We start from the raw sequence: 7,862 nt of genomic DNA on the forward strand, positions 1-7,862 counted from the left end.
AGGAAAAGAGTGAATGACTAGAAAACTTCATGTAAAATAAGAAGTAGTATAATTAATTTATTTTCACTAGCCCTCAAGTATAATCATTCTCTATATAAATAATTTTATGTAGTTTGATTTGATTGGCTTAAGAGGGTGGGATAACAGAAGACGGGGTGTTGATATGCAACGAAGAAAATCTTTAGCGCTTTCTATTCCATATCAGTTAGATTTCTTTAAGCAATATAAATTTCTTTCTCAGGATAAGCCGCAACATATTTTGTTAGAAAGTGGACGTGGTGGTCGTTATAATATTGTTGGGCTGGATCCAGTAGCGGTAATTCAGGGTAAGAATGAGACGCTACATATAAGTGAAAGTGGTAAGGAAACAATAAAGCGAGGGAATCCGTTAGATTTAATGCAAGCGTATATGGAGAAATGGAAAACGGATTATAATCCGGAGTACCCACCTTTTCAAGGTGGGGCAATTGGATACTTTAGTTATGATTGTATCCGTTATATTGAAAAACTTTCTTCTCTTGCGAAGGATGATATTAATATACCTGACATATTCTTTTTGTTATTTGATGACGTGTTTGTGTATGATCAACAGGAGAGAGTATTATGGATTATTACGCATTATGTAGATGAGTGTGAAGAGGCAGAAGAACGATTAAATGAATGGAAGGGTCTTTGGATGAAAGAAGCCCCCGAAGTGACTATGCCGTTTGAATCTCCTGAAAAGAAAAATGAAGCAGTCGCTTTTACGGAAGAGGGCTTTATGAAGGCCGTTGAACGTATTCAAGAATATATTGGAGCGGGTGATGTGTTTCAAGTAAACTTGTCGACAAGACAAGAAAGAACATTACAAACACATCCACTAGAAATATATACAAGTCTTCGTGAAATTAATCCATCTCCATATATGGGTTACTTGGAGTTTGGAGATTTTCAAATTGTTAGTGCTTCGCCTGAATTGCTAATTAAAAAGCAAGGAAAAGAAGTGAGTACAAGACCGATTGCTGGTACGCGCTCTCGAGGAGCAAGTGAGCAAGAGGATGAAGAATTAGCGAAAGAATTAATTGAAAATGAAAAGGAAAGAGCAGAGCATGTAATGCTTGTGGATTTAGAACGAAATGACTTGGGCCGGGTTTGTAAATATGGCACTGTTGAAGTAGATGAATTTATGGTGATTGAAAAATACTCACACGTTATGCATATTGTTTCTAATGTGCGTGGTGAGGTGGAAGCAGATAAAGATGCTTTCGATTTGGTGAAGGCTGTATTTCCTGGTGGGACAATTACCGGTGCCCCGAAAATACGTACGATGGAAATTATTGAAGAATTAGAACCTGTTCGCCGAGGAATTTATACAGGGTCAATTGGTTGGATTGGTTATTCTGGAGATACGGAATTGAATATTGTAATCCGAACACTACTTGCTAAAGATGGACAAGCGCATGTGCAAGCTGGAGCGGGTATTGTAATTGATTCAAATCCAAAAAATGAATATAAAGAGTCGTTAAAAAAAGCAATCGCTTTATGGCGTGCAAAAGAAAGTAGCGAAGAAACGGTTAGGTGAGAGAAATGATATTAATGATTGATAATTATGATTCTTTTACATTTAATTTAGTGCAGTTTCTTGGAGAACTTGGACAAGAGCTTGTTGTTAGGCGTAATGATGAAGTGACTATTTCGGATATTGAGAATATGAAACCGGATTTTTTAATGATTTCGCCAGGTCCATGTAGTCCTAATGAGGCGGGAATCAGTATGGATGTTATTAAATATTTTGCAGGTAAGCTTCCGATTTTTGGGGTCTGTCTTGGACATCAATCAATTGCACAAGTATTTGGAGGGGATGTTGTCAGGGCAGAGCGTTTGATGCATGGAAAAACATCTTTAATGCATCATGATGGGCAGACGATTTTTTCTGATATCCCAAATCCATTTACCGCGACACGGTATCACTCTCTTATCGTTAAAAAAGAGACGTTACCGAATTGTTTAGAGATAACATCTTGGACTGAAGAAGGTGAAATTATGGCGCTTCGTCATAAAACGTTGCCGATTGAAGGGGTACAATTCCATCCGGAATCTATTATGACTTCTCACGGGAAAGAATTGCTACAGAATTTCATTCGCAAATATAGCCCAAGTGTGACATCGTGTTAATTTACGTAAATGGCGCGTATGTAGAAGCGAGTGAAGCGAAAATTTCTCCTTATGACCACGGTTACCTATATGGACTTGGGGTTTTTGAGACATTTCGTATTTATAATGGTCATCTCTTTTTATTGGATGATCATTATGAACGCTTAATGGATGCGCTCGATATATTGCAAATCAAATGGACAATGACAAAAGATGAAGTGATGCTTATTTTAAAGAATCTACTTGTTAAGAATGGGTTAAAGCATGCATATGTGCGCTTAAATGTATCGGCGGGTATAGATGAAATAGGATTACAAACGGAAGTATATGAAGAACCGTCTGTTATTGTTTTTATAAAACCTTTAGCAGCTCCAGGGAATGTAGTGGAAAAAGAAGGAGTTATTTTAAAGCAAGTGAGAAATACACCAGAGGGTGCATTTCGCTTGAAGTCCCATCATTATTTAAATAATATTTTAGGGAAACGCGAAATTGGAAATGTTGTGAATAAGGAAGGTATTTTTCTTACCGAAACAGGTTATGTTGCAGAGGGTATTGTTTCGAATCTCTTTTTTGTTAAAGGAGATATTTTATATACTCCTTCATTAGAAACAGGGATTTTAAACGGAATCACTCGTGCGTTTATTATAAAGGCTGCTGAAGAGCTAGATATAGAAGTAAAGGAAGGTTTCTTTACAAAAGATGAATTGCTTTCAGCGGATGAAGTGTTCGTAACGAACTCTATTCAAGAGATTGTCCCCCTTTATCGTATAGAGGAGAAAGATTTCCCGGGTAAAGTGGGAGTGGTTACAAAAAGACTTATGGATCTTTATGGAGTGCAGAGAGAGAAATTGTGGAGCAGAAATGAATTGCGAAGAGGAGATGTGTAGTTTGAAGTGGGATTATGATTTGCGCTGCGGCGAATATACATTGAACTTAAATGAAAAGACATTAATTATGGGGATTTTAAATGTAACGCCAGATTCATTTTCTGATGGTGGGAGTTACAACGAAGTAGATGCTGCGGTGCGACATGCGAAAGAAATGAAAAGTGAAGGTGTCCATATTATTGATATTGGCGGCGAATCTACCCGTCCGGGTTTCGCTAAAGTTTCAGTAGAAGAGGAAATAAAGCGAGTTGTTCCAATGATTCAGGCAGTGTCAAAAGAAGTAAAGCTACCTATTTCTATTGATACGTATAAAGCTGAGGTTGCGAAACAAGCGATTGAAGCTGGTGCTCATATTATTAATGATATTTGGGGAGCGAAGGCGGAACCGAGGATTGCTGAAGTTGCAGCCTATTATGATGTGCCTATTATCTTAATGCATAACCGAGATAATATGAATTACCGCAATTTAATGGCCGATATGATTGCTGATTTGTATGAAAGTATTAAAATTGCTAAAGATGCTGGTGTGCGAGATGAGAATATTATTTTAGACCCAGGTATCGGTTTTGCGAAAACACCTGAGCAAAATTTAGAAGCGATGCGCAATTTAGAACAGTTAAATGTACTGGGTTACCCAGTTCTCTTAGGTACTTCAAGAAAGTCCTTTATTGGCCATGTGTTAGATTTACCAGTGGAGGAACGTCTTGAAGGAACGGGAGCTACCGTTTGTCTTGGTATTGAAAAGGGCTGTGAGTTTATCCGTGTTCATGATGTGAAAGAAATGGCGCGTATGGCTAAGATGATGGACGCGATGATTGGTAAGGGGGTAAAGTAATTGGATAAAATTTATATCCATGATATGGAGTTTTACGGTTATCATGGTGTATTCCCAGAAGAGAATAAATTAGGTCAGAGATTTAAAGTAGATTTAACGGTGGAGTTGGATTTAAAACGCGCAGGAGAAAGTGACGACTTAGAGCATTCTGTCAATTACGGGGAACTTTTTGAGCTGTGTAGAAAAGTTGTTGAAGATAGAACGTATAAGCTTGTAGAGAGTATCGCTGAAAATATCGCTACAGATATATTGAAACAATATGAGGGTATTTCACGGTGTACAATTAAGGTAATTAAACCGGATCCGCCGATACCAGGACATTATCGTGCTGTAGCGGTAGAAATTACGAGAGAGCGTCCATGAATAATATAGCGTACATTGCATTAGGTTCCAATATTGGGGGGCGTTATACTTATTTAACTGAAGCAATTCAGTTTTTAAATAAAAACCAGCATATCCAAGTTGATGATGTTTCGTCTGTATATGAAACTGATCCGGTTGGCTATACTGACCAAAATTGCTTTTTAAATTTAGTTATAAAAATTTCTACCAATTTATCACCGCAAGAATTATTGAAAGTAACACAAAGGGTAGAGAATGACCTAGGAAGAAAAAGGGAAATTAGATGGGGCCCGAGGACCATCGACCTTGACATTTTACTATATAATCAAGAAAATATTGAAGCAGAGAATCTTATTGTTCCGCATCCGCGGATGTTCGAAAGAGCTTTTGTTATCGTTCCGTTGTTAGAAATCAATCAAGATATAAAACAAGACATTTCACGTTCACAAGTAGAAGAAATGAAAAGGCGAGAGGGAGTAACGGTATGGAAGCAGAAAAATGGGGAAGACGCATTCGTGCTTTTCGAAAGCTAAAAGGCTATACGCAAGAAGGTTTTGCGAAAGAATTAGGGGTATCTGTATCGGTTTTAGGTGAAGTTGAGAGGGGCAATAGATCACCTTCCCAAGATTTTGTAGTAGAAGTCGCTAAAACATTAAACGTTTCAATAGACGAATTGATGCCAAAGTGACCGTAAAGGAAGGAGTAAGTCGGGTGTTAAAGATTGCAAATATTGAGATGAAAAATCCAGTTGTACTAGCACCGATGGCGGGAGTGTGTAACTCTGCATTCCGTTTGACGGTAAAAGAATTTGGTGCAGGTTTAGTTTGTGCTGAAATGGTAAGTGATAAGGCAATATTACTTAATAACAAAAGAACATTAGATATGTTATATATCGATGAGAGAGAAAAGCCATTAAGTTTACAAATTTTTGGTGGAGAGAAAGAAACTCTTGTAGATGCTGCGAAATACGTAGATAAATATACGACAGCAGACATTATTGATATTAATATGGGGTGCCCAGTACCGAAAATCACTAAGTGTGATGCAGGAGCAAAGTGGCTTTTAGACCCAAATAAAATATATGAGATGGTAGCGGCGGTTGTAGATGCTGTTGAAAAGCCAGTTACAGTTAAAATGCGTATTGGTTGGGATGAAGAACATATTTTCGCAATAGAAAATGCTAGAGCTGTTGAGCGTGCTGGTGGACAAGCGATAGCTGTTCATGGGCGTACACGAGTGCAAATGTATGAAGGTAAAGCGGATTGGAATATTATTAAACAAGTAAAGCAGGCTGTAAATATTCCGGTTATCGGAAATGGTGATGTCGAAACACCACAAGATGCAAAGCGTATGCTTGATGAAATTGGTGTAGATGGTGTTATGATTGGTCGCGCTGCTCTTGGAGATCCGTGGATGATTTATCGTACGGTAAAGTATTTAGAGACAGGTGAGTTAATGCCGGAACCAACAGTGCGTGAGAAAATTGATGTATGTATGTTGCATCTAGATCGTCTTATCGATTTAAAGAACGAAAATGTTGCTGTAAGAGAGATGAGAAAGCATGCAGCTTGGTATTTAAAAGGTGTTCGTGGTAATGCGAGTGTGCGTAATGGTATCAATACTTGCGACACACGTGAAGACCTTGCGAATGTATTAGGTGCATTTGTAGAAGAAGTAGAAGCGAAACAACAAACAATTTATGTTGGTTAATACGGGGGCATAGGAGATTGACATTCTTCTATACACTTCCTATAATTACGTGAAAGAAAGAAGAACTGCCAGTTAGTTGCTGGCAGTTTTTCTAGTTGAGTAGAAAATGCTATACTGTATATATTGTAAAAATTAATAGAGCTGGAGTGATATTAATATCATGGATAACATGAACCACGAAGAATTAAACGACCAATTGCTTGTTCGTCGTGAAAAGCTACATAATTTACGTGAGCAAGGAATCGATCCGTTCGGTAAACGATTTGAACGCACAAATTCAACAACTGACTTAGTAAGTCTATATGGAGAATTCTCTAAAGAAGAATTAGAAGAGAAAGAAATCACTGTTTCTATCGCTGGTCGTATTATGACAAAACGCGGTAAAGGAAAAGCGGGATTTGCGCATATTCAAGATTTACAGGGGCAAGTTCAAATTTATGTTCGTAAAGATACTGTTGGAGATGAAGAGTACGAGTTATTTACGACAGCAGATTTAGGTGACTTAGTAGGTATTGAAGGTAAAGTGTTCAAAACAAACGTTGGAGAACTTTCAGTAAAAGCAATAGGATTTACACTTTTAACGAAATCCCTTCGTCCATTACCGGATAAATACCATGGATTAAAAGATGTTGAACAACGCTATCGTCAACGTTACTTGGACTTAATTACAAGTATGGAAAGCCGTGAAACGTTCGTTACCCGTAGTAAAATCATTCGTGAAATGAGAAGATACTTAGATGACAACGGTTATCTTGAAGTGGAAACGCCTATGATGCACGCGATTGCAGGTGGAGCGTCTGCTCGTCCTTTCACTACACACCATAATGCGTTAGATATGGAATTATATATGCGTATCGCAATTGAACTTCATTTAAAACGTCTTATTGTGGGTGGATTAGAAAAGGTTTATGAGATCGGCCGTGTATTCCGTAATGAGGGTGTATCAACTCGTCATAACCCTGAGTTTACGATGATTGAATTATATGAAGCGTACGCTGATTATAATGATATTATGAAACTAACAGAAAATATGGTTGCTCATATCGCGAAAAAAGTATTGGGTACAACAACAATCCAATATGGTGATTATGAAATTAATCTAGATCCAGAATGGACACGTCTTCATATGGTAGATGCAATTAAGCAACACTCTGGAGCAGATTTCTGGAATCCAATGAGTGTAGAAGAAGCGCGTGAACTTGCAAAAGAACATAATGTGGAAATTAAGAATACAATGGAAGTTGGTCATATTATTAATGAGTTCTTCGAACAAAAAGTAGAAGATAAATTAATCCAACCAACATTTATTTACGGTCATCCGGTAGAAATTTCGCCACTTGCGAAAAAGAATGACGAAGATCCACGATTCACAGATCGTTTCGAGTTATTTATCGTTGCGCGTGAACATGCAAATGCATTCACTGAGTTAAATGATCCAATCGATCAAAAAGAACGTTTTGAAGCTCAACTAAAAGAGCGCGAGCAAGGTAATGACGAAGCTCACATGATGGATGATGATTATATCGAAGCTCTTGAGTACGGTATGCCTCCTACGGGTGGGTTAGGAATCGGTATTGATCGTCTTGTTATGTTATTAACAAACGCACCATCTATTCGTGACGTACTATTATTCCCAGCTATGCGCCATAAACAAGACTAAGCTTTGGAGATTTCTCCAAAGCTTTTTTTATTTCTTTATTTGAGGGGAGAGAAACCTTCTATTAAAAGGAAAGCGAGATTATTGCTCGTTAAGTGGATGCCAGATTAAAAAACTATACTTATATAGAAGAAAGTTGCTGTTTTTATGCTTTTTTACTAAGTTAAAAATTTTATTAGAAAAACTATTGCATTTCATTTTTCTACATGATATATTAATAACCGTCGCTGATGCGGAAACGCAGAAAACGACAAAAAAGAAATTGAAAAACTTAGTTGACATCGAAAAATGAAGATGT

9 protein-coding genes are annotated in these 7,862 nt (G+C 37.5%); all 9 read left to right on the forward strand.

The window, feature by feature from the left end; all coding sequences use genetic code 11:
- Positions 1–163 precede the first annotated feature (163 nt).
- Positions 164–1,561 (forward strand): anthranilate synthase component I, encoded by a 1,398-nt coding sequence (gene trpE / locus MR066_RS25465; RefSeq protein WP_060750757.1) that lies wholly within the window; start codon positions 164–166, stop codon positions 1,559–1,561.
- Positions 1,562–1,566: 5 nt separating this feature from the next.
- Positions 1,567–2,154 carry an aminodeoxychorismate/anthranilate synthase component II gene (gene pabA / locus MR066_RS25470; RefSeq protein ID WP_002029312.1) on the forward strand — a complete coding sequence of 196 codons (588 nt, stop codon included), beginning with the start codon at positions 1,567–1,569 and terminating at the stop codon, positions 2,152–2,154.
- A complete protein-coding gene (gene pabC, locus MR066_RS25475) occupies positions 2,148–3,020 on the forward strand; it encodes an aminodeoxychorismate lyase (RefSeq protein WP_002091560.1) in 873 nt (290 codons plus the stop codon). The genes pabA and pabC overlap by 7 nt, the downstream gene beginning before the upstream one ends.
- Positions 2,995–3,855, forward strand: a complete 861-nt coding sequence (gene folP / locus MR066_RS25480; RefSeq protein ID WP_061689485.1) for a dihydropteroate synthase — start codon at positions 2,995–2,997, stop codon at positions 3,853–3,855. Before pabC ends, folP begins: the two co-directional genes overlap by 26 nt.
- Positions 3,856–4,218: a dihydroneopterin aldolase gene (folB, locus tag MR066_RS25485; RefSeq protein ID WP_017561797.1), complete on the forward strand. Its 363-nt coding sequence runs from the start codon at positions 3,856–3,858 to the stop codon at positions 4,216–4,218.
- A complete protein-coding gene (folK, locus tag MR066_RS25490) occupies positions 4,215–4,730 on the forward strand; it encodes a 2-amino-4-hydroxy-6-hydroxymethyldihydropteridine diphosphokinase (RefSeq protein WP_242248890.1) in 516 nt (171 codons plus the stop codon). Before folB ends, folK begins: the two co-directional genes overlap by 4 nt.
- Entirely contained in the window at positions 4,682–4,885 is a 204-nt protein-coding gene (locus MR066_RS25495) for a helix-turn-helix domain-containing protein (protein WP_002009706.1), read from the forward strand. Before folK ends, MR066_RS25495 begins: the two co-directional genes overlap by 49 nt.
- A 23-nt stretch (positions 4,886–4,908) precedes the next feature.
- Positions 4,909–5,907: a tRNA dihydrouridine synthase DusB gene (dusB, locus tag MR066_RS25500; RefSeq protein ID WP_002009708.1), complete on the forward strand. Its 999-nt coding sequence runs from the start codon at positions 4,909–4,911 to the stop codon at positions 5,905–5,907.
- 160 nt (positions 5,908–6,067) lie between these two features.
- Complete coding sequence (gene lysS / locus MR066_RS25505; protein ID WP_242248891.1) at positions 6,068–7,567, forward strand: lysine--tRNA ligase; 1,500 nt, start codon at positions 6,068–6,070, stop codon at positions 7,565–7,567.
- The last annotated feature ends 295 nt before the right edge of the window (positions 7,568–7,862 follow it).

The organism is Bacillus cereus group sp. BfR-BA-01523 (genome assembly GCF_022662615.1).
Lineage (GTDB): Bacteria > Bacillota > Bacilli > Bacillales > Bacillaceae_G > Bacillus_A > Bacillus_A mycoides.

Excerpts from the sequence above, each read along its gene's own strand:
- trpE (WP_060750757.1), top strand. The coding sequence starts at position 164 with ATGCAACGAAGAAAATCTTTAGCGCTTTCTATTCCATATCAGTTAGAT.
- pabA (WP_002029312.1), top strand. The coding sequence starts at position 1,567 with ATGATATTAATGATTGATAATTATGATTCTTTTACATTTAATTTAGTG.
- folP (WP_061689485.1), top strand. The coding sequence starts at position 2,995 with ATGAATTGCGAAGAGGAGATGTGTAGTTTGAAGTGGGATTATGATTTG.
- folK (WP_242248890.1), top strand. The coding sequence starts at position 4,215 with ATGAATAATATAGCGTACATTGCATTAGGTTCCAATATTGGGGGGCGT.
- MR066_RS25495 (WP_002009706.1), top strand. The coding sequence starts at position 4,682 with ATGGAAGCAGAAAAATGGGGAAGACGCATTCGTGCTTTTCGAAAGCTA.
- lysS (WP_242248891.1), top strand. The coding sequence starts at position 6,068 with ATGGATAACATGAACCACGAAGAATTAAACGACCAATTGCTTGTTCGT.